The organism is Klebsiella sp. WOUb02 (assembly GCF_050058015.1).
GTDB lineage: Bacteria > Pseudomonadota > Gammaproteobacteria > Enterobacterales > Enterobacteriaceae > Klebsiella.
The window spans coordinates 94,367-118,659 of record NZ_CP170105.1 but is presented as its reverse complement, the minus strand read 5'-3'; the positions used below and the strand labels follow the sequence as shown (position 1 = coordinate 118,659).

Annotated in this window: 21 protein-coding genes and 2 pseudogenes; 3 read left to right on the top strand and 20 right to left on the bottom strand. The window is 57.8% G+C overall.

Annotation, left to right across the window (positions count from 1 at the left end; all coding sequences use genetic code 11):
* Positions 1 to 185: 185 nt before the first annotated feature.
* Positions 186 to 1,032, top strand: a pseudogene (gene sseA, locus ABOC21_RS01175) (3-mercaptopyruvate sulfurtransferase).
* Between the two features lie 31 nt (positions 1,033 to 1,063).
* Here the strand turns inward: sseA and sseB are convergent.
* The 11 genes from sseB to trmJ all read right to left on the bottom strand — a co-directional run bounded on the left by sseB (position 1,064) and on the right by trmJ (position 10,126).
* Positions 1,064 to 1,840 (bottom strand): enhanced serine sensitivity protein SseB, encoded by a 777-nt coding sequence (sseB, locus tag ABOC21_RS01170; RefSeq protein WP_426811996.1) that lies wholly within the window; start codon positions 1,838 to 1,840, stop codon positions 1,064 to 1,066.
* An 89-nt stretch (positions 1,841 to 1,929) separates the two neighbouring features.
* Positions 1,930 to 3,216, bottom strand: coding sequence for an aminopeptidase PepB (gene pepB, locus ABOC21_RS01165; protein ID WP_426811995.1), 1,287 nt, complete (start codon positions 3,214 to 3,216; stop codon positions 1,930 to 1,932).
* A gap of 179 nt (positions 3,217 to 3,395) precedes the next feature.
* A complete protein-coding gene (gene iscX / locus ABOC21_RS01160) occupies positions 3,396 to 3,596 on the bottom strand; it encodes a Fe-S cluster assembly protein IscX (protein ID WP_041146721.1) in 201 nt (66 codons plus the stop codon).
* 1 nt (position 3,597) lies between these two features.
* Positions 3,598 to 3,933 carry an ISC system 2Fe-2S type ferredoxin gene (gene fdx, locus ABOC21_RS01155; protein WP_041146722.1) on the bottom strand — a complete coding sequence of 112 codons (336 nt, stop codon included), beginning with the start codon at positions 3,931 to 3,933 and terminating at the stop codon, positions 3,598 to 3,600.
* A 1-nt stretch (position 3,934) separates the two neighbouring features.
* Positions 3,935 to 5,785 (bottom strand): Fe-S protein assembly chaperone HscA, encoded by a 1,851-nt coding sequence (gene hscA / locus ABOC21_RS01150; protein ID WP_426811994.1) that lies wholly within the window; start codon positions 5,783 to 5,785, stop codon positions 3,935 to 3,937.
* Between the two features lie 75 nt (positions 5,786 to 5,860).
* Positions 5,861 to 6,376, bottom strand: coding sequence for a co-chaperone HscB (hscB, locus tag ABOC21_RS01145; RefSeq protein WP_426811993.1), 516 nt, complete (start codon positions 6,374 to 6,376; stop codon positions 5,861 to 5,863).
* Positions 6,377 to 6,521: 145 nt separating this feature from the next.
* Positions 6,522 to 6,845, bottom strand: coding sequence for an iron-sulfur cluster assembly protein IscA (gene iscA / locus ABOC21_RS01140; protein WP_110272092.1), 324 nt, complete (start codon positions 6,843 to 6,845; stop codon positions 6,522 to 6,524).
* Between the two features lie 15 nt (positions 6,846 to 6,860).
* Entirely contained in the window at positions 6,861 to 7,247 is a 387-nt protein-coding gene (gene iscU, locus ABOC21_RS01135; RefSeq protein WP_005120408.1) for a Fe-S cluster assembly scaffold IscU, read from the bottom strand.
* A gap of 26 nt (positions 7,248 to 7,273) precedes the next feature.
* On the bottom strand, positions 7,274 to 8,488 hold the full coding sequence (gene iscS / locus ABOC21_RS01130; protein ID WP_426811992.1) for a cysteine desulfurase: 1,215 nt from the start codon (positions 8,486 to 8,488) through the stop codon (positions 7,274 to 7,276).
* 173 nt (positions 8,489 to 8,661) lie between these two features.
* Positions 8,662 to 9,153: a Fe-S cluster assembly transcriptional regulator IscR gene (gene iscR / locus ABOC21_RS01125; RefSeq protein WP_426811991.1), complete on the bottom strand. Its 492-nt coding sequence runs from the start codon at positions 9,151 to 9,153 to the stop codon at positions 8,662 to 8,664.
* 241 nt (positions 9,154 to 9,394) lie between these two features.
* Positions 9,395 to 10,126 carry a tRNA (cytosine(32)/uridine(32)-2'-O)-methyltransferase TrmJ gene (trmJ, locus tag ABOC21_RS01120; protein WP_426811990.1) on the bottom strand — a complete coding sequence of 244 codons (732 nt, stop codon included), beginning with the start codon at positions 10,124 to 10,126 and terminating at the stop codon, positions 9,395 to 9,397.
* 120 nt (positions 10,127 to 10,246) lie between these two features.
* On the opposite strand from trmJ, the gene suhB reads away from it, so the two are divergent.
* A complete protein-coding gene (suhB, locus tag ABOC21_RS01115) occupies positions 10,247 to 11,050 on the top strand; it encodes an inositol-1-monophosphatase (RefSeq protein WP_426811989.1) in 804 nt (267 codons plus the stop codon).
* A 43-nt stretch (positions 11,051 to 11,093) separates the two neighbouring features.
* On the opposite strand, the gene ABOC21_RS01110 is transcribed toward suhB, so the two are convergent.
* Positions 11,094 to 12,074 (bottom strand): nickel/cobalt transporter, encoded by a 981-nt coding sequence (locus ABOC21_RS01110; RefSeq protein ID WP_426811988.1) that lies wholly within the window; start codon positions 12,072 to 12,074, stop codon positions 11,094 to 11,096.
* Positions 12,065 to 12,703 (bottom strand): DUF1007 family protein, encoded by a 639-nt coding sequence (locus ABOC21_RS01105; protein WP_426811987.1) that lies wholly within the window; start codon positions 12,701 to 12,703, stop codon positions 12,065 to 12,067. Before ABOC21_RS01105 ends, ABOC21_RS01110 begins: the two co-directional genes overlap by 10 nt.
* 124 nt (positions 12,704 to 12,827) lie before the next feature.
* On the opposite strand from ABOC21_RS01105, the gene csiE reads away from it, so the two are divergent.
* Entirely contained in the window at positions 12,828 to 14,105 is a 1,278-nt protein-coding gene (csiE, locus tag ABOC21_RS01100) for a stationary phase inducible protein CsiE (protein WP_426811986.1), read from the top strand.
* Here csiE and ABOC21_RS01095 read toward each other — a convergent pair.
* From ABOC21_RS01095 to ABOC21_RS01065, 7 genes and pseudogenes are all read right to left on the bottom strand, one after another.
* Entirely contained in the window at positions 14,102 to 15,235 is a 1,134-nt protein-coding gene (locus ABOC21_RS01095; RefSeq protein WP_426811985.1) for a 3-phenylpropionate MFS transporter, read from the bottom strand. The two genes, csiE and ABOC21_RS01095, sit on opposite strands and share 4 nt — an antisense overlap.
* Positions 15,236 to 15,326: 91 nt before the next feature.
* Entirely contained in the window at positions 15,327 to 16,208 is an 882-nt protein-coding gene (locus tag ABOC21_RS01090) for an aldose 1-epimerase (RefSeq protein ID WP_426812013.1), read from the bottom strand.
* A gap of 9 nt (positions 16,209 to 16,217) precedes the next feature.
* On the bottom strand, positions 16,218 to 17,279 hold the full coding sequence (locus ABOC21_RS01085) for a zinc-dependent alcohol dehydrogenase family protein (RefSeq protein WP_426811984.1): 1,062 nt from the start codon (positions 17,277 to 17,279) through the stop codon (positions 16,218 to 16,220).
* Positions 17,280 to 17,306: 27 nt separating this feature from the next.
* Entirely contained in the window at positions 17,307 to 18,305 is a 999-nt protein-coding gene (locus tag ABOC21_RS01080; protein ID WP_426811983.1) for an ABC transporter permease, read from the bottom strand.
* Positions 18,306 to 18,332: 27 nt separating this feature from the next.
* Entirely contained in the window at positions 18,333 to 19,847 is a 1,515-nt protein-coding gene (locus ABOC21_RS01075) for a sugar ABC transporter ATP-binding protein (protein WP_426811982.1), read from the bottom strand.
* Positions 19,848 to 19,878: 31 nt separating this feature from the next.
* Complete coding sequence (locus ABOC21_RS01070; protein WP_426811981.1) at positions 19,879 to 20,862, bottom strand: substrate-binding domain-containing protein; 984 nt, start codon at positions 20,860 to 20,862, stop codon at positions 19,879 to 19,881.
* Positions 20,863 to 21,002: 140 nt separating this feature from the next.
* Positions 21,003 to 24,288: pseudogene (locus tag ABOC21_RS01065) on the bottom strand (DUF5107 domain-containing protein).
* Positions 24,289 to 24,293 lie beyond the last annotated feature (5 nt).

Below are 24,293 nucleotides of genomic sequence, written 5' to 3'. Positions count from 1 at the left end.
CGGCCTGATGCAGACAGTAAACGCATTATTATGCGCGAAGGGCGGAAAATCGCCCAGCCGCCATAATAGAATCAGACTATCGATTTTTTACCGCGTCAGCCGCGTCGCAACTCCGACGCACATTACTTGTCAGCCTGCGGGAAAACGTCGACAATTCATTGATGGATAATAAAACGGAGGCCTCCATGTCCACCTCTTTTTTTGTCGCCGCCGACTGGCTGGCGGAACATATTGATGACCCGGAAATCCAGATTATCGACGCCCGAATGGCACCTCCCGGGCAGGAAGATCGCGATTTGCACGCCGAATATCGCGCGGGCCATATTCCCAACGCCGTATTTTTTGATATTGAAGCGCTTTCCGATCGCACCAGCCCGCTGCCGCATATGATGCCGCGCGCGGAAGCCTTCGCCGTGGCGATGCGCGAACTTGGCGTGAGCAGCGATAAGCATCTGGTGGTTTACGATGAAGGCAACCTCTTCTCGGCGCCGCGCGCCTGGTGGATGCTGCGAACCTTCGGAGTAGAAAAAGTCTCTATTCTCGCCGGCGGGCTGGCCGGCTGGCAGCGCGATGAGCTGCCGCTGGAGCAGGACGATCCGCAGCTACCGGAGGGTGAATTCGACGGCCGCTTCGATCCGCTGGTGGTTAAACGCCTGACCGACGTGCTGCTGGTGAGCCATGAAGGATCGGCCCAGATCGTCGACGCCCGTCCGGCCGGGCGCTTTAACGGACTTGTCGATGAGCCGCGCCCTGGCCTGCGCCGGGGGCATATTCCCGGGGCGCTGAACGTGCCGTGGACCGAGCTGGTGATTAACGGCGAGCTGAAAACTACCGACGAGCTGAATGATATTTTCCTGCGCCAGGGCGTGGATTTCGAGCGGCCGATTATCGCCAGTCTGCGGGTCCGGCGTCACGGCGGCGGTGGTGGTGCTGGCGCTGACAACCCTGGGCGTTAACGGCGTCTGCCTGTATGACGGTTCGTGGAGCGAATGGGGCGCCCGCTCCGATCTGCCGATCGAGCCGGCGCAATAAAAATAGCGGCGGGGTTAGCGCCCCGCCGTCATCAGATAATGCGGTTCTGCTTGAAATCGCGCAGGAAGCTGCCCCAGCGCTTTTCATAGAATGGCGCGATATGGGCAATCATAAAGTGGCTGATGCCCTTCTCCCCTTCCACGACCTGACAAATATCGATCGGCTCATCGCCGGGCAGCGTGTCGGTTGCCACGCTGCCGGTCGCCTGGATGACCTCTTCAATATCCCCCTCGGCCTCAATGCCGATAAGCAGATTCGCCGGCGCGTCGGCGCTGTCCTTAATCGAGCACAGAAACGCGCGCTTTACGGTTTTCAGGGATTTAAAGAGCGTGGTCAGCGAATCCACCATCTGCGCCGGCGGCTCGGCCACCTCAGACAGCAGCAGCGGCTGCCCGCCTTCCAGCACGGTTTGCGCGCTGAGAGGACCGCCATCTTCACCCAGCAGATGCTTGATTTCGTTCGGCGTAAACTCTTTTCCGGCCGGCAGTTTGGCATTGAGGAACAGCGTCTCGCCCAGCGTCATCGCCATCAGCGTACGCGCCGGCATCGCCACAAAAGACTGCTCGTCTTCGACCGCCTGCTGCAGCGCCTCCAGCGAGGTAAAAAAGGGAATGACCGAGGCGCCATCGTCTTTTTCCCAGTGCTGCAGGTCTACGGCACTCTCTTCGACAACCTGTTCACCTTCCGCCGCCGCGCCGGGGACCCAGACGGTGGACTCCAGCAGCGTACGGAAAAAAGCCGGGCGATGGCCGGGCTCAATCGCCGCCTTTTCCAGCAGCGTTTCTAATTCATTTTTCGTTTCGGACATGGCTCTCACAACATCAGAATCAGAGATCCCCCGGCCGCGGACACGGGCCGGGGTGAGACAATCCGGGGCGCCAGCGCCCCGCCATTTTTTTACTCTGCGGTTAACAGATTGGCAATAGTGCGCACGCCGAGCCCCGTCGCGCCGGCTGACCACTGCTCAACGGCGGATTTACGGTAGGTCGCGGAGCAGTCGATGTGCAGCCAGCCCTGATGATAGTTCTCAACGAAATGGGAGAGGAACCCTGCCGCCGTGCTGGCGCCCGCCGGATAGGCGGCGCTGCCGGTGTTGTTCAGCTCGGCGAAGTTCGACGGCAGCTGGCCGCGGTGGAATTCCGCCAGCGGCAGACGCCAGAAGGCTTCGTTCTCCGCCTGCGCGCTCGCCAGCAGGCGAGCCGCCAGCGCGTCGTCGAAGCTGAACAGCGCGTGGTAATCGTTGCCCAGCGCGGTTTTCGCCGCCCCGGTCAGCGTCGCCGCGTCGATAATCAGCTCCGGCTTCTGCGCCGAGGCATCGATCAGACCGTCGGCCAGCACCAGACGGCCTTCGGCGTCGGTGTTCATGATCTCCACGGTTTTACCGTTGCGATAATGAATGATGTCGCCCAGCTTAAAGGCGTTGCCGCTGATCAGGTTGTCGGCGCAGCACAGGTAGAGCTTCACGCGTTTGTTCAGACCGCGGGTAATCGCGAACGCCAGCGCGCCGGTGACCGTCGCCGCGCCGCCCATGTCGGACTTCATCGAATCCATAAACGCGCTCTGCTTGATGCTGTAGCCGCCGGAATCGAAGGTGATGCCTTTCCCGACCAGGCAGGCGTAGACCGGCGCGTCTTTATCGCCGGTTGGGTTGTAGTCCAGCGCCAGCAGGACCGGCGGCCGCTCGGAGCCGCGGCCAACGGTGTGCAGGCCAAGATAGTTCTGCTCGCGCAGGTCTTCGCCTTTGGTGATGCGGTAAGAGACGTTGTCGCAGCCAACGCCGCACAGCAGGTCGACCGCGCGCTGGGCCAGCTGCTCCGGACCTAACTCTTCCGCCGGGGCGTTAATGGTGTCGCGCACCCAGTCAATAATGGCCAGACGGTTATCCAGCTCGCTTTTTTGCGCGTCATCCAGCGCCGGCCACTCAACCTGACGGCTGCCTTTCGGCCCTTTATAGCCGGCCCAGAACGCCCACGCGCGATCGGTATTCCAGCCTTCGCCATCAAGCGCAACGTGCCTGATGCCCATGCCGTCAACTTTACGCGCCGCGCGCTGAATCAGGCCCAGATCGTCTTTACCGTTCAGATGCAGGGTGACGCCGTCGTTATTAATGCTGTAAGCCGCTTTTTCTCCCCAGCGCGCGTCTGCAGGTTGGGTCGTCAGCGTAATCTTCATGGCTTCGGTCATTTTATTCATCCTTATTAGCAAACGGGCCACCCTATGGCAGCCCGTTAAAATTTTTCCGCTAAATGATTCGCGTTGCAGGAAGGCGGCAAGTAAGCAAATCCCCTGGAGCATAGATAACTATGCGACTGGGGTGAGCGAACGCGGCCAACGCATCTGCAACGTGGAGCATGACGCGAAAATTATTCTGCTTCGTCTAACCAGACTAGCAGAATTGCCTCCAGAATTTTTTCATTGGATGCGTTTGGATCGTCATTAAACTCTTCCAGCTCGCAAATCCACTGATGCAAATCGGTGAAGCGAACGGTTTTCGGGTCGAGATCCGGGAAGGCGTCATACAGCGCCTCGCCGATTTCACGACTATCGGTCCATTTCAGTGCCATATCAATGCTCGCGTGCGTGGTTGATGGTATAGCGCGGAATTTCGACGACCAGATCGTCGGCGGTCACGCGCGCCTGGCAGCTCAGACGGCTGTCAGGTTCCAGCCCCCAGGCCTTATCCAGCATATCGTCTTCATCTTCGGTACTTTCGGCCAGCGAGTCAAAACCTTCACGCACGATGCAGTGGCAGGTGGTGCAGGCACAGGATTTTTCACAGGCATGTTCAATCTCAATCCCGCTACGCAGCGCGGCATCAAGAATGGTCTCACCGATCTCAGCTTCCACAACTACGCCATCCGGGCACAGGTCCTGGTGGGGTAGAAAAACAATCTTTGGCATATTAAACCTCGTCCACGGATTGGCCTTTCAGCGCGGTACGGACCGACTGGTCCATGCGGCGTGCGGCAAACTCCTGGGTTTGTGTGTCTATATTTTTAATGGCTTCTTTTATTGCATCGGCGTCATCGCCTGCCGCCACCGCGCGCAGCTGCGCCGTTGCGTCATCGATAGCCTGACGTTCTGCGGCGCTTAACAGCGCGGCGTCTGAGGCCAGCGCGCTTCCCAGGCTTTCCAGAACGCGTGCGGCTTCAACTTTTTGCTCGGCCAGCATTCGCGCCTGAACGTCCTGCTCGGCGTGGCTCATCGAATCTTTGATCATGGTGGCGATTTCGCTGTCGCTCAGGCCGTAGGAGGGTTTCACCTGAATGGACGCTTCGACCGCGGTCGATTTCTCCATGGCGGTGACGCTCAGCAGCCCGTCGGCATCGACCTGGAAGGTAACGCGAATATGCGCCCCGCCCGCCGGCATGGCCGGGATACCGCGCAGCGCAAAGCGCGCCAGCGAACGGCAGTCCTGCACCAGCTCGCGCTCGCCCTGCATGACGTGGATCGACATCGCCGTCTGACCGTCTTTAAAGGTGGTGAACTCCTGGGCGCGGGCCACCGGAATGGTGGTATTGCGCGGGATCACCTTCTCCACCAGGCCGCCCATCGTTTCCAGCCCCAGAGAGAGCGGGATAACGTCGAGCAGCAGCAGTTCGCTGTCCGGCTTATTGCCGACCAGAATATCGGCCTGAATAGCGGCGCCAATGGCGACAACTTTATCCGGGTCGATGGCGGTCAGCGGGGTACGGCCAAAAAACTCGCCGACGCGCTCGCGCACCAGCGGCACGCGGGTGGAGCCGCCCACCATCACCACTTCCAGCACCTCTTCCGCGCTTACGCCGGCGTCCTTCAACGCGCGACGACAGGCCAGCAGAGTGCGCTTAACCAGCGGAGCAATCAGCTCATTAAAGTGGCTACGGGTGATTTCGCCCTGCCAGCCGCCGACGTCAACGCGAGCGGTTTCCGCCGCGCTGAGGGCAATTTTGGCCGCAATAGCCGCATCCAGAAGCTCGCGCTGCAGGCGGTTATCGCGGCGATCGCCGAGGCCCGCCCGCTCGCGCAGATAGTCCGCCAGCAGATGGTCGAAATCGTCGCCGCCGAGGGCCGAGTCGCCGCCGGTGGCCAGAACTTCGAAGACGCCGCGGCTAAGACGCAGAACGGAAATATCAAAGGTGCCGCCGCCGAGATCGTACACCGCGATAACCCCTTCCTGACCGGAGTCGAGGCCGTAGGCGATCGCCGCCGCCGTCGGTTCGTTCAGCAGGCGCAGGACGTGCAGGCCGGCCAGACGCGCGGCGTCTTTAGTGCCCTGGCGCTGCGCATCGTCGAAATAGGCCGGGACGGTGATCACCACGCCGTCGAGGTCGCCGGCAAGGGCTTCCGTCGCGCGGGCGGCCAGCGCCTTGAGGATATCGGCAGAAACGCGGACCGGATTGAGCAGACCGCCGGCGGTTTGAATCATCGGCAGACCGTTTTCGCTGGCCTGCAGCTGATAGGGGAGATGCGGGTAGCGGGTCTGAATATCGACCAGCGAGCGGCCCATCATGCGCTTCACCGAGCTGATGGTGTTCACCGGATCCAGCGCCGCATTCTGGCGGGCGTCATGGCCGACGCTCAGGCCGGACGTTTGGTAGTTGACCACCGAAGGCAGCAGGTGGCGCCCCTGGCGATCGGGCAGAGTTTCGGCCTGGCCGCTACGCACGGTGGCGACCAGCGAATTGGTGGTGCCCAGGTCAATACCCGCCGCCAGACGACGCTGGTGCGGCGCGGCACTCAGGCCAGGCTCACTAATTTGTAATAAGGCCATAATTGCTTCCGAATATTAATTTACTCGTCATAATCTGTGCTGCAGCTACGTTGGCTGCACGACGACCCGAATACGTTAGAGTGCAAAAAACTTTTCTTCGAGTTGTTCTGCTACGTTCTGAAGCTTATCGAGAAAACGCAGCTTACGCACGGTATCCGCCGCGGCCTCCCACGCTTCGCCGTCTAATTGCTCAACGACCTGCCGCTGGCGAACGTCGTACATCCCCTTCACGCGCTGAATAAACGCGCTCAAACGCGCTTCATCCTGCGCTTTTTCGATCTCATCCAGCTCTTCGCGCAGCTCCAGCTGTTCCATCAGGAACGCGGTATCGCGCACGGTGTGCTGCTCGCTGGCTAAATCAAAGCCGTGAAGCGAAAGGATATATTCGGCGCGGGACAGCGGATGACGCAGCGTTTGCCACGCCTGATTAATCGTCGCGGAGTGCTGCACGGAGGCGAGCTGTTCGGCGGCGCTGGCGCTGGCGAACCGATCGGGATGATATTGACGCTGCAAATCCTGGTACCGGACAGCCAGCTGTTCTTGCGAAAGGGTATAACTGACCGGTAACCCGAAGAGGGCAAAATAGTCCATAGTAACCTCAGGGTTAACGAGATAAAGCAAACCCCACGCACGGTGCTCCGCAGTGGGGTTATATATCCGCGCCTCTCTGGTCGCATCTTAACCGGCGGCGTTCGCCTGCTGTCGCCGCGCCGAAATTCAGCGGATATAGTGCAGATTACACGTTGAAGCTTTCGCCGCAGCCGCACTCATCTTTAACATTCGGGTTGGTAAACTTAAACCCTTCGTTCAGGCCTTCTTTGACAAAGTCCAGCTGAGTGCCGTCGAGGAACTGCAGGCTTTTGCCGTCGATCACTACCTTGACGCCTTTATCTTCAAACACGGTGTCTTCTGCCGCCGGCTCGTCAACAAATTCCAGCACGTAGGCCATACCTGAACAGCCGGAGGTGCGAACGCCTAAGCGCAGGCCAAAGCCTTTGCCGCGGTTGGCCAGGAAGGTATTCACTCGCGACGCTGCGCTATCGCTAAGAGTAATCGACATACAATAACCTCTTAATTATTTCGCTTCACGCTTGCTTTTGTAATCCGCAATCGCGGCTTTAATCGCGTCTTCCGCCAGGATAGAACAGTGGATTTTTACCGGCGGCAGCTCGAGCTCATCGGCGATATCGGTGTTCTTGATAGCCTGAGCTTCGTCCAGAGACTTGCCCTTCACCCACTCGGTAACCAGGGAGCTGGAGGCGATAGCGGAACCACAGCCGTAGGTCTTAAAGCGCGCGTCTTCAATGATACCTTCATTGTTGACTTTAATCTGCAGCTTCATCACGTCGCCGCACGCCGGCGCGCCGACCATGCCGCTACCAACTGACTCATCGCTGTTGTCAAAAGAGCCGACGTTGCGCGGATTCTCGTAGTGATCGATAACTTTTTCGCTGTATGCCATGATAAATTCTCCTTAATACCTACCGATTAATGATGTGACCATTCAATGCTGTTCAGATCCACGCCCTGCTTGAACATTTCCCACAGCGGAGAAAGATCGCGCAGACGGCCAATGGAGTTGCGAACCAGGTTGATGGTGTAGTCAATCTCTTCTTCGGTAGTAAAACGACCTAAAGAGAAACGGATAGAACTGTGCGCCAGTTCATCGGTCATGCCCAGCGCGCGAAGCACGTAGGATGGCTCGAGGCTCGCTGAGGTACAGGCGGAGCCGGAGGAAACAGCGAGGTCTTTCAGCGCCATAATCAGCGATTCGCCTTCAACATAGTTGAAGCTGACGTTGAGAATGTTCGGCGCGCCCTGGGTGAGGTCACCGTTGAGGTAAACCTCTTCCATATCTTTTACGCCTTCCCACAGACGGTTACGCAGACCGCGCAGGCGCGCCATCTCGGTTTCCATCTCTTCTTTCGCGATACGGTAAGCTTCACCCATACCGACGATCTGGTGGACAGGCAGAGTGCCTGAACGCATGCCGCGCTCGTGACCGCCGCCGTGCATCTGCGCTTCAATACGAATACGCGGTTTGCGACGGACGTACAGCGCGCCAATGCCTTTCGGGCCATAAATTTTGTGACCGGAGAAGGACATCAGGTCAACTTTCAGCTGGCTCAGATCGATAGGCAGTTTGCCCACGCTCTGGGTGGCGTCAACGTGGTAAATGATACCGCGCGCGCGGCACATTTCGCCGATGGTGGCGATGTCCTGCACCACGCCGATTTCGTTGTTCACGTGCATGATGGAGACCAGGATGGTGTCATCGCGCATGGCCGCTTCCAGCTCTTTCAGATCGATAATCCCGTTGCGCTGCGGCGCCAGGTAGGTGATCTCGAAGCCTTCACGCTCCAGCTGACGACAGGTGTCCAGCACGGCTTTGTGCTCGGTTTTGCTGGTGATAATGTGCTTGCCTTTTTTCTGATAAAAGTTGGCTGCACCTTTGATCGCCAGGTTGTCGGATTCCGTTGCGCCTGAGGTAAAGACGATTTCGCGCGGATCGGCACCGACCAGCTCGGCAATCTGATTACGGGCGATATCTACCGCCTCTTCAGCCTGCCAGCCAAAACGGTGTGAACGAGAGGCCGGGTTACCAAAGGTCCCGTCCAGGGTCAGGAACTGCATCATTTTCTCGGCAACACGCGGGTCCACCGGCGTTGTTGCGGAGTAATCGAGATAAATCGGTAATTTCATTGCTCTTTAACTCCGTACATCACTCAATGCAAGGAACCAGGCGGCCGGCCTGATGTACGACCGAGGATACGGGATGTCGCAACATCCCGGCCTGATTCGAAAATCTTTTATAATTGTTACCCTGAACGTTTCACCCTGCAGCGAACGTGCCGCAAGCTGAAACAGAACGAGTACTACGCACGCAGTTTGACGTTAATCGCTTCCTGAGTGCGGGTATTACGCTGGGATTCATGGCTGTGCTGACGGCCTGAAACATCAAGGATTTCCTGGTTGTTCACCAGTTCGCCCAGCGTGATGTTATTCAGGAAGCTGGTCAGGCGCTCGCTCAGGTCGCGCCACAGCGCGTGGGTCAGGCATTTATCGCCGCCCTGGCAGCCGCCTTTACCCTGACAGCGGGTGGCGTCAACGGATTCATCAACCGCGCTGATAACTTCACCAACGGCGATGCTACCGGCTTCTTTCCCTAATAAATAACCGCCGCCTGGACCGCGAACGCTCGATACCAGACCATTTTTACGCAGGCGGGAAAACAGCTGTTCCAGATAGGAAAGCGAAATCCCCTGACGTTCAGAAATATCGGCCAACGGAACCGGACCCGATTCAGAGTTGAGCGCGACGTCCAGCATCGCGGTCACAGCATAACGCCCTTTAGATGTCAGTCTCATGTCTTACTTAACCTCAAACTCGCCCCTGCCCGGGCTTTTTATTAATATGGGTATTGCATAGCAGGGCCAAGTCTGACATTCCCGAGTAATTTGGTCAACTATTTACTTGACTGTTTTAGTCAGGTATTTGGCTATCTGTGCCCTGTCGTCCTGGCGCCGGGATTCCCGGCGGCTCTGCGGGCGGCCGGGTCATTGGCTCGCGCGCCCGTACGCGGCGTTGAGGCGCCGCAAAGCGGCGCGATTACTCTTTGGTCTTCTGCTGCTCAATCGACGCCAGCATTCCGCGCAGGATATTGAGCTCCTGGCTTTCAGGGCGGGCGCGGGTAAACAGGCGGCGCAGTTTATTCATCACCTGTCCCGGATGGCTGGCGCGAATAAAGCCGGTCGCCAGCAGCGTCTGCTCGAGGTGGCCGTAAAAGCGCTCTAAGTCATCGACCAGCGGATACGGCGCCTCTTCCTGTCGTTCGACCAGCGGCTGCTCCTGCGTCGCCAGCCACGCCATCCGCACTTCATAAGCGATGACCTGCACCGCCATCGCCAGGTTCAGCGAGCTGTACTCCGGGTTGGCGGCAATCGCGACGTGGTAATGGCATTTCTGCAGCTCGTCGTTGGTCAGACCGACGCGCTCGCGGCCGAATACCAGCGCCACCGGGGCGTGCTGGCCTTCAGATACGCTCTTCAGCCCGCACTCGCGCGGGTCGAGCATCGGCCACGGCAAAGTACGCGAACGCGCGCTGGTACCGACCACAAGGCTACATCCGGCCAGAGCTTCATCCAGGGTGTCAACGATATGCGCATTGCCGATAACGTCGCTGGCGCCGGCCGCCAGGGCGATCGCCTGCGAGTCAGGCTTAACCAGCGGATTAACCAGCCACAGATTAGTCAGGCCCATGGTTTTCATTGCCCGGGCCACGGAGCCCATATTGCCAGTGTGTGATGTTTCTACCAGTACGATACGAATATTTTGCAGCATTAGTGTTCTTCGGCTAAAGATTATTCGCGCATGCTATCATAAAACGAAGACATAGGCAGATTTCACTGTTATTATGTGCGCCGTTTTTTCCCGTTCTTTAACATCCAGTGAGAGAGACCGATGCATCCGATGCTGAATATCGCCGTGCGCGCAGCGCGCAAGGCGGGTAATTTAATTGCCAAGCACTACGAAACTCCAGACTCCGTAGAAACCAGCCAGAAAGGCAGCAATGATTTTGTGACTAACGTTGATAAGGCAGCCGAAGCGCTGATTATTGAAACGATTCGCAAATCTTACCCGCAGCACACCATTATCACCGAAGAAAGCGGTGAGCACGCAGGTGAAGATCAGGATGTTCAATGGGTTATCGATCCGCTGGATGGCACCACCAACTTCGTAAAACGTCTGCCGCACTTCTCCGTTTCCATCGCCGTACGCATTAAAGGCCGTACCGAAGTCGCCGTGGTTTACGATCCAATGCGCAACGAACTGTTCACCGCGACCCGCGGCCAGGGCGCTCAGCTGAACGGCTATCGCCTGCGCGGCAGCTCCGCTCGCGATCTGGATGGCACCATTATCGCCACCGGTTTCCCGTTCAAAGCGAAACAGCACGCCACCTCTTACATGAATATTCTGGGCAAAATGTTTACCGAATGCGCTGACTTCCGCCGCACCGGTTCCGCAGCCCTGGATCTGGCCTACGTTGCCGCAGGCCGCGTTGATGGCTACTTCGAAATCGCGCTGAAGCCCTGGGACTTCGCCGCCGGCGAGCTGATCGCTCGCGAAGCGGGCGCTATCGTTTGCGACTTCACCGGTGGCCATAACTACCTGCATAGCGGCAACATCGTGGCGGGCAACCCGCGCGTTGTGAAAGCGATGCTGGCCAACATGCGTGACGAACTGAGCGAAGCGCTGAAGCGTTAATCTCTCTCACCTCGCCCCGGCCCGCCCGGGGTGAGAATATCCTTCAAAACGGCCGCAGCCCGCCGCCGCCAGGCACCGCGCTGCTCCACATCACCGCCGCCGCCGCCACTAAAATGACGCCGCCGGACAGCGCCAGCGTCGACCAGCCAACCTGCTGCCAGAGAGGCGGCGTTTTATGCGCGCTAAGCCTAACGGCCAGCTGACGAAAGCCGTGCACCAGCAGCGCCAGGCCGCTGATGGTCAGCGAGGTTCCCGCCGCCATGGTCAGCGCCGCCGCCATTCCCCAGCCAAATACGCCAATCACCTTACTAAACAGCAGGACCATGATCGCCCCTGAACAGGGACGCATGCCCATCGACAGAACGATGGCCAGCCGCGCGCGCCAGTCATCGCCGCTTTGCAGCTGTTCCGGCGCCGGCATATGCTGATGTCCGCAGCCGCAGTGCGCATGATGGACGTGATGCGGCGTAAAGGCGGTAAGGGTTGGCCGACGCAGCTGCCCGCGCAGCTTCTTCAGCGCCCGCCAGCACAGCAGCAGGCCCAGCACGCCAACCAGCAAATAGCTCCCCTTTTCCAGCCAGAAGCTGCTGAGATGAAGCTGCCTTGCGGGCAGCTGCAGCAGGGTCACCACCACCACCACCAGCACGATCGCCACCGCGCCCTGCAGGAGCGAGGCGGCCAGCGTCAGCGCAATGCTCGACCTGAGCTTCGCGGGATGGGTCGCCAGCCAGGTGGTAATGACAATCTTGCCGTGCCCCGGCCCCAGGGCGTGCAGAACGCCGTAGATAAAGCTAAACGCCAGCAGCGAAAGCCCTGCCGCTCGCGGATTTTCCGCCACCGCTTTGAGTAGCCCGCTGAGTTCAACACTTAGCGCCCGCTGCCAGATAGCGCTCTGCAGCATTACCTCCGGCCAGGCCTGCCATAGCCAGACGCCCGCGCCCGATGCCAGCGCGAGAAACAGCGCCAGAGGCCACAGCTGGCGCAGACGGGAAGCCCGGGTGGGAGTTGAGAATATTACCGACATGTCAGCGTCACCTTCTGAGCAAAGTAGGTTCCGAGCGCCATATCTTCCGGCGGCGCGTCGGCTTTATCAAGCGATTGCGCAAAGGCCGTCATTTTATCATTCGGCTTTGGCGTCACGACCTTAACCTTACATTCCGCGCTTAGCGCCGCAGGCAGGGTGAAATCGCCCGGCTTCTCATAGAACATATCGACGTAATAGGTCGGGTCGTAGGTTGAAAGCGTCAGGGTTTGTCCCGCTAAGGGCTGCGGCTTAGCCAGCGACAGCGTAAAGGTCAGAACCGCCTGGCTCCCGTCGCGCTCAAGACCGTAGCCGTCGGGGCGATTAGCAAACTTCACGTGCTGGCCGTTATGCCAAAGCTCGCTGAAATAGTGCTGCCCAAGGACGTTCGCCATCACCTCCGCCGCCAGCTTTTTCCAGACTTCATCTCCCGGCTTCGCGTTCCCGGCATCGTAAAGCAGGTCTGAGGAGGTGATCTCATCCATCCTCCAGCGCATTTTGAAACCGGTGAGCTGGCCGTTATCGGCGACGGCCTCCGTCCGCAGGCTGATAAAGCTATGCGGATGCGCCAGCGCGCTCAATGATAAAACCATGAAAAATGCCGCACCGGTGCATTGTTTCACTCTCTTCATCCGTTCCTCGCGTGAAAAATTCTGTGAACCTATCCAGCAATCCTGACGTAAAGACGCCGGCCTGCCCTGCTCTCTGCGCATCCATTGGCTATTCTTAGCGAAAACCCTAACTGGAACTTATCAGATGATGACCGTGATTGAACCACCATCTGCGCTTTCCAGTCCACAGCGCCGTAACCAGGCCCTGCTGATGTTTTATCTGCCCGGGCAGCCGGTCACCCCCGAGCGGCTTAGCGCTATCAACTTTGTTGATGAGGCGACGGCCCGGCAAGATATTGCGGAGACGGAGCGTGAAATTCAGCGTTACCACCGGTTGACCCTCGCGTTGCAGGTGGACGGCAGCTATCGGATTGAAGGCGCCGCAATCGATCAACGCCTGTGCCTGCTGCACGGCTTACGCCGGGCGATGCGCCTGTGCCCGCATTTTATCAGCCACCATTTTACCCCGGCATTAAAAACGCAGCTTAAACTGCAGGGCGTGGCGCGCACCTTATACGACGACACCAACCTGCAGGCGCTGGTCAACCGCTGCGCCCGGACGCTTAACCGCCAGTTTGACTGTCGGGACATTCATTTTCTGCGTCTGTATCTGCAGTACTGCCTGCTTCAGCACCATCTCGGGCTGACGCCGGCCTTTACCGAACAGCAGCAGCGCTGGACCCAGGAGGCGGCGGAGTCGGTTCTCGCCGCGGAGATTATCCGCCACTGGCGGCGGCGGGTCGCCACCGCGCCGCACGCCGGCGAGCAGCTCTTTCTGACCCTGCTGTTTATGCTGCTCAAAACCCCCGATCCTATTCGCGATGGCCACCGGCAGGACCGGCGCCTGCACCTGGCTATCTCCGGGCTAATCCACCGTTTCCAGGATTTATCGGGCCGCTCGTTTAGCGACGAGCAGGGGCTGAGCGATCAGCTCTATATTCATCTCTCCCAGGCGCTGAACCGCAGCGTGTTCGCGATCGGCATCGATAATGCGCTACCGGAAGAGATGAACCGCCTCTATCCGCGCCTGATGCGCACCACCAAAACGGCGCTGGAGGAGTTTGAAAGCGCCTACGGGGTTCGTTTTAATCAGGAGGAGGTGGGGCTGATTGCGGTGATTTTCGGCGCATGGCTGATGCAGAAAAGCGAACTGCACGAGAAGCAGGTGGTGCTGCTGACCCACGACAATCCCAACCTTGAGCAGGCGCTTGAGCTGCAGCTGCGCGAGCTGACCCTGCTGCCGCTCAATATCAAATATCAAAACGTTCACGCTTTTCAAAAGGAAGGCCCGCCGAAGGGCGTGGCGCTGGTGGTGACCCCTTATGCTACCGCGCTGCCGCTGTTTTCACCGCCGCTGTTTCACGCCGAGGAGATGTTCAGCGATCACCAGCGGCAGCATATTTGTAAAATGCTCGAGGACTAGGCCACCGCCTTCGGCCGCAGAACCAGCGCCGGCAGGGCGACCAGCGCCATCACCCAGAAAACGCCCTGGTGCAGGTGCTGGTAGAGGAAGCCGGCAAATACCGTCATCACCGCGATGCTGCCCCCCATGGCGACCGCGGAGTAGACCGCCTGCAGGCGAATCACCTCCCCGCCCTGACGCGCCGAAATATAGCGCATCGCCGCCAGGTGACATACCGTAAAGGTGCCGCAGTGGAGGATCTGCGCGACGATGAGCCACGGCAGCGCCGTGGTCCAGCCCATCAGGGTCCAGCGAACCAGCCCGCACACGGCGGAAAGCAGCAGTAAATCCCGCGCGCTAAAGCGGCTAAACGCCCTTTTGCTCAGCGCAAAGATCGCCACCTCCGCGACCACTCCCAGCGACCACAGGTAGCCGATCGCCGAAGCGGAATAGCCCGCTTCCTGCCAGTAAATCGCGCTGAAGCCATAGTAGGCGGCATGCGCGCCCTGCAGCAGGCAGACGCAGGCGAGGAAGCGCCAGCTTTGGCGCACCAGCTTCAGCCATGCCGGGAGTCCGGCCGCCTGCTGGTGGCGAACTTCCCCCCGCGGCATCACCGAGGGTTTAAGCAGCATCCCCAGCAGCATTGAGGCGATGCCGAGGCTTAGCATGACCAGGATCGCCCGATAATCAAACAGGCTGACCAGCTTGCCGGTCAGCGCGGAGCCGATCACAAACGCCACCGATCCCCACAGGCGCACCCGCCCGTAGTCCATGGTTATCTGCTTTTGCCAGGTATTCGCCAGCGCATCGGTCAGCGGCACCAGCGGAGAGAAGAACAGATTGAAGCCGACCAGCACTACCATCAGCCAGGCCACGCGGCTATCGGCCCAGAAGCCAAGGACAAACAGCAGCGCCAGCAGCGCGAGGACCCGCAGGGCTGAAATGAGCCGCGAGGGATCGCTCACCCGCGGCGCAATCAGCAGGCTGCCGAGAAAACGCGCCACCAGCCCGGCGCCGAGCAGCACGCCGATGGTTTCCGGCGCCAGGCCCGCGCCTGCCAGCCAGACGCTCCAGAACGGCAGGAAGATGCCGTAGCTAAAGAAGTAGGTAAAGTAGCTAAGCGCCAGCCAGCGCGTGGAGTGCAAGACCATGATTTCCTCCCGAATGGAGGCGACAGTCTGGCGATAAACCCGCAAAGCCGCAAGGTGAAGTTGTACCTGCCCGTCTCCGGGCAGGTCGGGCTTAAAGCGGATGGACCTTCAACACCATTTTTTGCCGCATGCTCTCGCCGCGTGAAAGCAGGGTTAATTGACCAAAGCCCGGACGATGATGATCGTCAGGCGCGTGGCTCATTGGCTCAAAACAGAAGAAATCAAATTGATAGCCTTTATCAAACGCCGGATCGGACACAAAAACAAAATAGCATGGCGCCGGCGGTTCGGTGGTCATGGAGAGTTGATACCCCAGCCCCGGCTGCCGGATCGTCGCGATACCATCCCAGCCGGAGAAGCCATTATTGACCCAGCGTCGGGGGAGCGGTGCGGGCTGATTGAAATCCAGCTCCTGCGGTAAACTCTCCTGATGCTCACCGGTTAGCCAACCTTCTCTCTCCAGCCAGTAGCCGGCGGTCTGCGCCTGCACCCGCGTGTCATGCGACAGCGGTAAGTACGGATGCCAGCCCAGGCCGAACGGCAGCGCGTCGCCATCATTCGTCACGCTCAGTTCCACCTCAATGCCGTTTTCGCTTAGGGTAAAGCGCTGCTGCGCGGTGTAATGATAGAGCCCCTGGCGATGAACATACTCTAGCGTGAGGTGCGTGGGAGATTGATCCATACAGCGCCAGCTATTCAGCCAGCCATCGCCGTGAAGATAGTGGCGATCCCACTCAACGTTCGGCGCCAGCCGATGCTCTCCTGCCGGCGAAGAAAACTGATTACCGCTCACCCGATTGCCAAACGGCACCAGCGGAAAGCAAGAGGACTCCACCGCCACGCCGCTATTCAGACCCGGACGCAGCAGCGGGAGCGTTTTCCCCTGATGCTGCCACCATAGACCCTCGATCGCGCCGCCGCGATCCGCAACCTGTAGCCGCAGCTGGCCGTTATCCAGTGTAAAAAGCGTCATCATGGCTCCTTAATCGGGGAAATTAATCACCACTTTGCCGCATTTACCGCTGGCCATCAGCGCATAGGCCTCCCCTGCCTGGGCAAGCGAAAAACGATGGGTAATCGCGCTATGCGGCCACAGTTTCCAGTCGGTCAGATCGCGGGCGCACTTCTCCATATGGAACAAACTGGTCACCCAGGAGCCGATAATACGCCGCTGGTGGTGCATCAGATCGGCGCTGACCTCAAACTCAACCTTTCCGGTTTCGCCGATGTACACTACTCTTCCCCAATCCGCCGTAGACTGTAACGCCAGCAGACGCCCCGCGGCATTGCCAGAACAATCCAGCGCCACATCCGCCCCGCCGTGCGTCAATTCGGCAATCCGCGCCGGAAGATTTTCCGTTGTCGCCAGGAAGCCGTTATCCATCACCCCCAGCTGTTTTGCCGTCGCCAGACGCTCCGGCAGCATATCGACGCCGATAACGCGTTTCGCACCGCGTCCTTTCGCCAGCATCATCGCCATCATGCCAACGGGCCCTAGCCCGACAACCAGAACGTTGTCGCTGCCGGAAACCTCGCCGCGCAAAATGCCTTCGTAGGCTGTCCCTACGCCGCAGCTAATAAACGCGCCATCTTCATAGCTAAGCGCGTCTGGCAGATGAATCAGATCTTTTTCCTCCGCCAGCAAATATTCCGCATGGCCACCATCGCGCTGCCAGCCGTAGGCCGCTTTGCCCTCTCCGGTGCAGGAGATCGGAAAACCGCGACGGCAGTTGGCACAAAAGCCACAGCCGGAAATATGGTAAACCAGCACCCGATCGCCCGCTTTGAAATGCCGGCAACCGGCCCCCGTCTCCACAATTTGCCCGCAGGGTTCATGGCCATTAATAAAGCCTTGATACAGCGGTTTATCCGGCGCGGCGGCGGTACCACGATGCTGATGATAAATATAATGGACATCGCTACCGCAAATTCCTGAGGATTTCATTTTAATCAGAACCTGATTAATCCCCGGGGTTGGTACAGATACTTCACGCAGCTCAACGCTTGAGTTCCCCGGTAGAAAAGCAGCCAACATTGTTTTCATAATTCCCTCGATACAAATTTATGAATATTAATGTTTAAGTTTACTGTTACGTTGGGTCAGCAATATATTCGCCAGGACAGCAACCACGATAATTAATCCGCGAACAACCTGCTGGAAAAATGAGTTAATGCCCAGAAGCACCAGCCCATTGCCAATAAGGGTAATAACCAGTACGCCTAATAAGGTGCCAAATAGCGAACCGCGGCCACCGGACAGCGCGGTACCACCGACCACCACCGCAGCAATAACGTCAAACTCGAGGCCGTTAGCGGCCCCCGCATTGCCCGATCCAAGTCGCGCTGCCAGCAAGATGCCGGTAATCGCGGCCAGCAAGCCTGAAAGCGTAAAAATCAAAATACGCACCCGCCTGACGTTAATCCCGCAGAGCTGCGCTGCCGTTGCGTTACCGCCGGTGGCAAACACCGATCGGCCAAAGGCGGTTTTGCGGCTGATAAAGACAAAGATGACGAACAGAATCAGCATAATGAGCGCCGAAACGGGGATGCCAAAGAGTTGCCCGCCGAACCAGTCCAGGACCTCATTTTCATCAATGGGTACCGGTAATGCGTTGGTCATGAATAGCCCCATGCCGCGTAAGGCGCTCCATAAACCTAAGGTCGCGACAAAGCTGGGCACGCTAAATACGCCGCGTAATACGCCTGCGAGGGTTCCTAACCCAGCGCCAAGGATTAGCACCAGCAGGCAGGCAACGCTAAGCGGTACCTGGAACTGCAGCAGGAAGGCCAGACAGACGGAAATAAACGCCACCATTGGGCCGACGCTGACATCAATTTCGCCGGAGATAATAATCAGCGTCATCGCCCATGCAGCAATACCAATCGTCGCCGCATCGCGCAACACGTTCATTTGATTGTTTAAAGAAATAAATCCCGGTGCGTTAAATGAAAATACCAGATACAAAATAGCGATCACCACCAGCAGGCCAATTTCGTTAATATGGCGACTGATAAACTGCTTAGGTGCGGCATTTTTGCCTTGCGGCAGCGTTAATGATGAGGCAGACATCTGTTAATTCCTCAATAAACGTTATGGCTAATGCGTGGATAGAATTGCCGACATTAATTCATCGACATTAACGGGAGCCAAAAGCTCGCGGGTAAATTCGCCGTTTTGCAACAGTAAAATACGATCGCAGACTAAAGGCAGCTCCTCTACTTCGCTGGAAATAAATACGACGCTTTTTCCTTCAGCCGCAAGCTCCCTCACAATACGATAAATCTGCTGCTTAGCTTCGATATCAACGCCGCGCGTGGGTTCATCAAGAAGCAGAATTTCGCTTCCGGCGTAAACCCAGCGGCCAATCACTACTTTTTGCTGATTGCCGCCCGATAGCGTCCCGATTGCGGTCTCCGTATTCGCCGCCTTGACCGTCATTCGGCTCATAACCGCGGCGGTCAACTGCTGGATCCTCTGCCAGTTCAGAATGCCGCGCCGACTAACTTTATGTCGGTTGGTCATCACCGTATTTTCATCCACGCCCAGCAGCGGAATGATGCCCGCCTCCTTACGGTTTTCCGGGGTGTAGCCCACTCCGCTCTTGAGCATTGAGGTATACCGCGGACGCGAGATGCGCGTGCCATTTAGCGTGATTTCCCCCTCAGCAAACGTTTCCAAACCGATTATGGCCTTAAGTAGTTCGCTACGACCCGATCCCAACAGCCCGGCAATACCCAGCACTTCGCCACGGTGCAGGGTAAAATTAATATCCTGAAGCTTGGGTGGATGACGCAGCCGGGCCACCTGCAGTACCGGGGTTGTCAGCGCGATTTCAGATTTAACCAGCGGAAGATCGATATGCTCCCTTCCCAGCATCAGCGATACGATTTCCTGGGTTGTCGTCCTCTCCAGCGTGACGTCGCCCGCTACCTGGCCATCGCGCATGATGGTGGCGCAAGAGGCGATGCGGCGGATCTCCTCCATGCGATGGCTGACATAAACCACAGCAACGCCGAGAGCCGACATTCGCTTCACCGCGTTGATCACCAGCTCGACCTCTGCGTTGGCCAACGAGCTGGTTGGCTCATCAAGAATCACCACCCGCGGCTGGCCTTTCATCACGCGGGCTATCTCTACCAGCTGCTTTTGCGCCGGACTGAGCGTGTCGACCAGCGCATCTGGCGGAACATCAGCGCCAAGCGCGGCCAATGCCTCCCTGGCCTGGCGGGCCATAATGCTTTGGTCAACCATGCCATTGCGGCGCGGCCACTGGCCGAGACAGAGGTTCTCTGCCACCGTTAATCCCTCTACCAGGCTTAACTCCTGGTATACGGCTCTGACCCCCAGCTCCGCTGCCCGGCGGGTGAGCGTTGCGTCATTACCTTCAAGACGCGTGCCGGCCAGCCAAATCTCGCCGCTATCGGGGCTTTCGCTTCCGGTCAGCATGCGGATTAGAGTGGACTTCCCGGCGCCATTTTTCCCCAATAATGCCCGAACCTCACCTTTTGATAGCGTAAAATCAACGTTATCCAGCGCGACTACGCCGGGATAACGCTTATTTCCCCCTAAGATCTGTGCCACCGGCACCGCCGTTTTTTCTGTTGCCGTCATTGGGTCTTTACCTCAGCTTTCGACAGGGGAATTAAGGCAAACCATCGACATGCGTAGCCAGCCACTGCTTACCGTCTTCAGATTTGGTGTAGGTATCGATAGCAACAGGGATAATTTTATTGGCTGGCGGAGTTTTATTAATCACATTCAGGGTTTGCGCGAAAACGGCGTTACCCATTTTTTTGCCGGAAATATCCACCACCGCTTTTAGTACCTGATAGCTGTTTAACTCCTGGGCTATTTCCGTGGTCATATCGGAGCCAAATACGGCGATTTTCCCGACCTTATTTTGGTTGCGGACCGCTTTTACCGCCCCCAGCGTTGCGCCACCAGACTCTCCCATAATGGCGTCCAGATCGGGCAAGGAGATAATCAGTTTCTCACCAACCGAAATAGCTTTATCCAGAACGGTTCCCTCCTGATTCGCAACGATCTGCATATCCGGAACCCGCGCCTTCAGCGCGGCTTCAAAACCTTTGCGCCGCTGTACGCACACTTCGAATGCTTCACAGTTGATGACCGCAATTTTCGGTGCGCTAATTTTGTTGGCAATAAAATAATCCGCCGCCGCCTCGCCAAGCTTTTTGCCAAACTCAAGCGGGTCGCCGACCAGATAGGCAGAGACATATTTGTCGACGCCTTTCTCATTAATACAGGTGTTGTAGCAAATTACCGGAATACCGGCTTCGTTGGCCCGACGAACCGCGCGGCTGCTGCCATTTTCTGAAACGGCGGAAAGAATGATGGCGTCGACGTTACGCGCCACCAGCGTATCGATAAATGAACTCTCTTTAGAAATATCGCCTTGCGCATTGGTTTCAATCAGCTGGATTTTCGCATCGGTGCTTTTTGCCGCATCCTGAACCCCCTGCCGTACGCCGGCGTAATAGCCCTGGGTATCAAGGTAGATAGCGCCAACGGTGATATCTTTTACTGCGCTATAGCCGGGGAATGAAATACTCAACGACGTTAACAGTAAACAGAAAAAAAATGAGACTGCCTTATTTTTAGACATACGTGCCTCCTGTAGGGTCAGGCATTTATTGTTGTTTGGCTTCTACGGCAGGCGGGCCTGCCGCAGCACGATTTCACATATTCTAAACATCTCGATGAGAGCGGCGGGTCAGACCGCTCAAAAATTACAGTAAACTGTCTTTAGTTAATGAGGTGCAGCACAAACGGCAGCGTTTTGCGGAATAACGCCGCTTTCGCCCAGGCTGGGTTTAACGCTTCCAGCTCCGACAGCGCCTGTTCATACCTCGATCCGCCGCCTAATCCTGCGGTCGCCAGAACGCGTACTAAAAGGCACTTCTCCTGATGCTGCTTTTGGATATCGGCATATAGCGCCAGCAGGTCAGGCTGCGACACCGCGAAGAAATCGGCCTCTATCCGCGCCGTTTCCATATGCTCAGCCCACTGCAACATTTCAGTGAAAAGATGTTCGCTTGCCAGACGATCGCCGAGCATCCGCAGAGCCACGCCTTGCCAGAAGAGGTAGTCCACCGGCTGATCGTTGTAGTAGCTATGAATATTGATCGTCCGGTCCCCCGATGCCGCCTTGCGGAAACACTCGACCGCGCGTTCTTCCATGCCTTGCTGCCTGGCGCAAACGCCAAGCCAGAACCAGATATCGTTATCCGTCTGTCCCGGGAGACGCCCTTCGCTCAGGTTTTCCGGATAGTGCAGCGCCGATAGCAGCAGCGCTTCCGCCTGCTGCGGCTGCGGCTGCGGCTGAAGATACTGCCAGGCACGTAATAACTGGTTGATAACAAACTGGCTGGTTACCTTGCCTTCACCGCCTTCCCAGGGATGGAATTTACGCGTAGCGAGCACGTTTGCCGCCTGCTCAGCGTTGCCTGCCAGGTGCCAAAGATGAAGCAGCTCCGCCGTTAAATCATCGCGTTTCAAGGCGGTCGCGAGATTGGCCTCCAGCCGGGCAAGGCGTTTTTCCGGCACCACCGCGGTCAGCTTATCCAGCAGGTCGCGTTCAAAAAGCAGACGAGCATCCTGCGGCTGCAGGGCGCAGGCTTTATCCAGATACTCTGCCGCCAGGCGAGCATCACTCTGTTTATTCCATGCATGAATCGCCAGCCCTCGCCAGGCATCGGCAAAATCAGGAGCCATTTCAACGCAGCGATGCCACAGCTGCGTCGCTTTCTCATAGTTACGCCGGCTATAGTGGAAACAGGCAAGCAGATGCTGAGCAAAATAGCATTCGGTTATATTCTCCAGCGCGGCCACTTCCACCAGCAGATTGGGGAAACGCACGAAGTCAGGAAACGCCTCGCGAGCGCGGTTGATCAGCGCGATGCGTTCGCCTCCTTCGGCCAGGCTGGCCTGTAAATAGAGCGGTAGCGTCTTCTTACAGTTAAGCGTCTCCAGTACGACTTTCGCCTGTCCCGGCATTCCCCAGCTCAGCACCAACCCGGCGGTCAGCAGCGCGTTAATATCCCGCGCCTGACATATTGCTAGCCATTGCGCCGTATCCGCTTCAGCCCCTGATATTGTTGCATTGAGCCACCACAGGGTAGGATTTAGCGGATAGTCGACCAACAGCGTTTCAATCTGCCGTAGAGCCTGACTGCGACGACCGGTGAGGTGCAGTAAAAAGATCTCTAGCGACAGCACATCCTGATTAGTGGGACACGCCAGCAGGCTCTGCCGACAAAATGCCAGCGCATCATCGTTGCGCTCGCTGCGCGTCGCCAGCCGGGCAAGTCCGTAATATCCTCCGGCCTTGCTATTGCCGCTCCACACCGCGCGCCAAAAATCCTCCTGCGCATCATGCCACTGCTGCAATCGCTCTCTGGCGCTGGCGCGAATCAAACTCGCCTGCCCACACTGCGGATTTTTGTTCAACCGATGCGCGCGCGACAACGCCTGGGTCGCATACTCGATGGTTTGCGGGTAGTCAGAGCGGTTGTATTCCAGCATCGCCAGCGCCAGATTGCAGCGATAGTCCTGCGGGTCAAGCTCAACGCCGCGCAGGTAGTAGTCAAACGGCGAGCGGCTGGCGTGATGATACTGCTCCAGGTGCTGGCCGATAAACCATGCCTCATCCACGCTGCTTATCGCGCCGGCGCTTAAGGGCGTTACCGCCACTTCCGGCAACGGTAGCTCCTGCGGCTGATGTTCCTGATAGCGCAAAACGCATCTGCCGTGACTATCCAGCAGCTCCATCGTCAGGCGAGCAGGAGCAATACCGGCTAACGTTCCCTGAAGGGCAGCGCATGGCGTCAGCTCAATCATTTCATCCAGCAGCGGCTGCGGGTTACCCTCTTCGCTAACCCTGAGCCGATGGGCGGTCAAAGGTGAAATAGCATAAATACCCCATACAATGCCGCTCTCTTCACGCTGCAGTTTGATCACCGCATCGCGCGAAGCGTTCTGTACCATGCCCAGCGAATGGTAAGGCAGGAAGTATTGTTCAAAGCGCTTTTCTTCAAACGGATCGAGCCAGGTAAAATCAGGCTGGTTATCGGCAAAAATGCCGGTCATCAGACTCGATATAAGGCCCATTCTCATCCGTCAGGTTCTTATCCCACGCCTGACCAAACTCGCTGTAACCCCAGCTCCACTGCTTTTTCCCCGGCGCAATATGGTGATCAGCGACGTGCAGCAGCCCACCATCTTCATCATGGCACCAGGCGCCGACGAAATCGTACTCTGACTTTTCCGCCATATAGGAGGTCGGTACCGGGACATTTTTATAGCGCGAGATGTCGACGCCGGCCGAATAGTCCACCTTGTAATAGCTGCCGGTAGCAATCGGAAACGCGGAAACCGCGCGCTTGCCATGATCAAACACCGCGGTAACATCCGGAGGGAATACGCTTTGATGTCCATCACCACCTTTAACCGCTGGGTTCGCCCACCACAAGAAGTGGCGCGGCGTGGCGTTGCTGTTGTAGACCCGGCTACCAATCTCCAATGCCGCGCGCTGCGGACGCAGAGTAAACCCGGTCATCACCTGCAGCCCATGCATCGGCTCCGTCTCGCCAACCCAAACGGTTTTTGAGCCATCGTCATTGTCGCTAATCGTAAAATCAACCGGCATGTAGGTGGTGGGACGGTGGTGCTGCGGCCAGTTAAACTCAATCCCCCCGGAGATCCACGGGCCAAGCAGGCCAACCAGCGCAGGTTTGATGACATCGTTGTGATACACAAAATCGCGCTGCCGGACCTTATCCCACGCGCGATGCACGCGGCCTCCCAGCTCGGGCAGGATCATGATTTTAATGTAATCATTTTCCAGCCACACCGCCTGCCAGGCCTTCAGCGTTTTTTCCTCACTCAGCGTATCCGTCACGCCATAGGGATACACCGCCCCGGAAGCCCCCTGGTAAACCCGATTTTCCAGAAACATGGGATGAACGTCCTGAGCCCCCGTTTCATAGGTTGGAATATGTACCGTTTCCTGCCAAACGTTTACTGAACTCATAATGC

Excerpts from the sequence above, each read along its gene's own strand:
- ABOC21_RS01090 (WP_426812013.1), bottom strand. The coding sequence starts at position 16,208 with ATGACGCTTTTTACACTGGATAACGGCCAGCTGCGGCTACAGGTTGCG.
- hscA (WP_426811994.1), bottom strand. The coding sequence starts at position 5,785 with ATGGCCTTATTACAAATTAGTGAGCCTGGCCTGAGTGCCGCGCCGCAC.
- ABOC21_RS01105 (WP_426811987.1), bottom strand. The coding sequence starts at position 12,703 with ATGAAGAGAGTGAAACAATGCACCGGTGCGGCATTTTTCATGGTTTTA.
- sseB (WP_426811996.1), bottom strand. The coding sequence starts at position 1,840 with ATGTCCGAAACGAAAAATGAATTAGAAACGCTGCTGGAAAAGGCGGCG.
- ABOC21_RS01110 (WP_426811988.1), bottom strand. The coding sequence starts at position 12,074 with ATGTCGGTAATATTCTCAACTCCCACCCGGGCTTCCCGTCTGCGCCAG.
- ABOC21_RS01085 (WP_426811984.1), bottom strand. The coding sequence starts at position 17,279 with ATGAAAACAATGTTGGCTGCTTTTCTACCGGGGAACTCAAGCGTTGAG.
- ABOC21_RS01080 (WP_426811983.1), bottom strand. The coding sequence starts at position 18,305 with ATGTCTGCCTCATCATTAACGCTGCCGCAAGGCAAAAATGCCGCACCT.
- iscS (WP_426811992.1), bottom strand. The coding sequence starts at position 8,488 with ATGAAATTACCGATTTATCTCGATTACTCCGCAACAACGCCGGTGGAC.
- iscU (WP_005120408.1), bottom strand. The coding sequence starts at position 7,247 with ATGGCATACAGCGAAAAAGTTATCGATCACTACGAGAATCCGCGCAAC.
- iscX (WP_041146721.1), bottom strand. The coding sequence starts at position 3,596 with ATGGCACTGAAATGGACCGATAGTCGTGAAATCGGCGAGGCGCTGTAT.
- iscA (WP_110272092.1), bottom strand. The coding sequence starts at position 6,845 with ATGTCGATTACTCTTAGCGATAGCGCAGCGTCGCGAGTGAATACCTTC.
- fdx (WP_041146722.1), bottom strand. The coding sequence starts at position 3,933 with ATGCCAAAGATTGTTTTTCTACCCCACCAGGACCTGTGCCCGGATGGC.
- iscR (WP_426811991.1), bottom strand. The coding sequence starts at position 9,153 with ATGAGACTGACATCTAAAGGGCGTTATGCTGTGACCGCGATGCTGGAC.
- hscB (WP_426811993.1), bottom strand. The coding sequence starts at position 6,376 with ATGGACTATTTTGCCCTCTTCGGGTTACCGGTCAGTTATACCCTTTCG.
- suhB (WP_426811989.1), top strand. The coding sequence starts at position 10,247 with ATGCATCCGATGCTGAATATCGCCGTGCGCGCAGCGCGCAAGGCGGGT.
- csiE (WP_426811986.1), top strand. The coding sequence starts at position 12,828 with ATGATGACCGTGATTGAACCACCATCTGCGCTTTCCAGTCCACAGCGC.
- ABOC21_RS01095 (WP_426811985.1), bottom strand. The coding sequence starts at position 15,235 with ATGGTCTTGCACTCCACGCGCTGGCTGGCGCTTAGCTACTTTACCTAC.
- trmJ (WP_426811990.1), bottom strand. The coding sequence starts at position 10,126 with ATGCTGCAAAATATTCGTATCGTACTGGTAGAAACATCACACACTGGC.
- ABOC21_RS01075 (WP_426811982.1), bottom strand. The coding sequence starts at position 19,847 with ATGACGGCAACAGAAAAAACGGCGGTGCCGGTGGCACAGATCTTAGGG.
- pepB (WP_426811995.1), bottom strand. The coding sequence starts at position 3,216 with ATGACCGAAGCCATGAAGATTACGCTGACGACCCAACCTGCAGACGCG.
- ABOC21_RS01070 (WP_426811981.1), bottom strand. The coding sequence starts at position 20,862 with ATGTCTAAAAATAAGGCAGTCTCATTTTTTTTCTGTTTACTGTTAACG.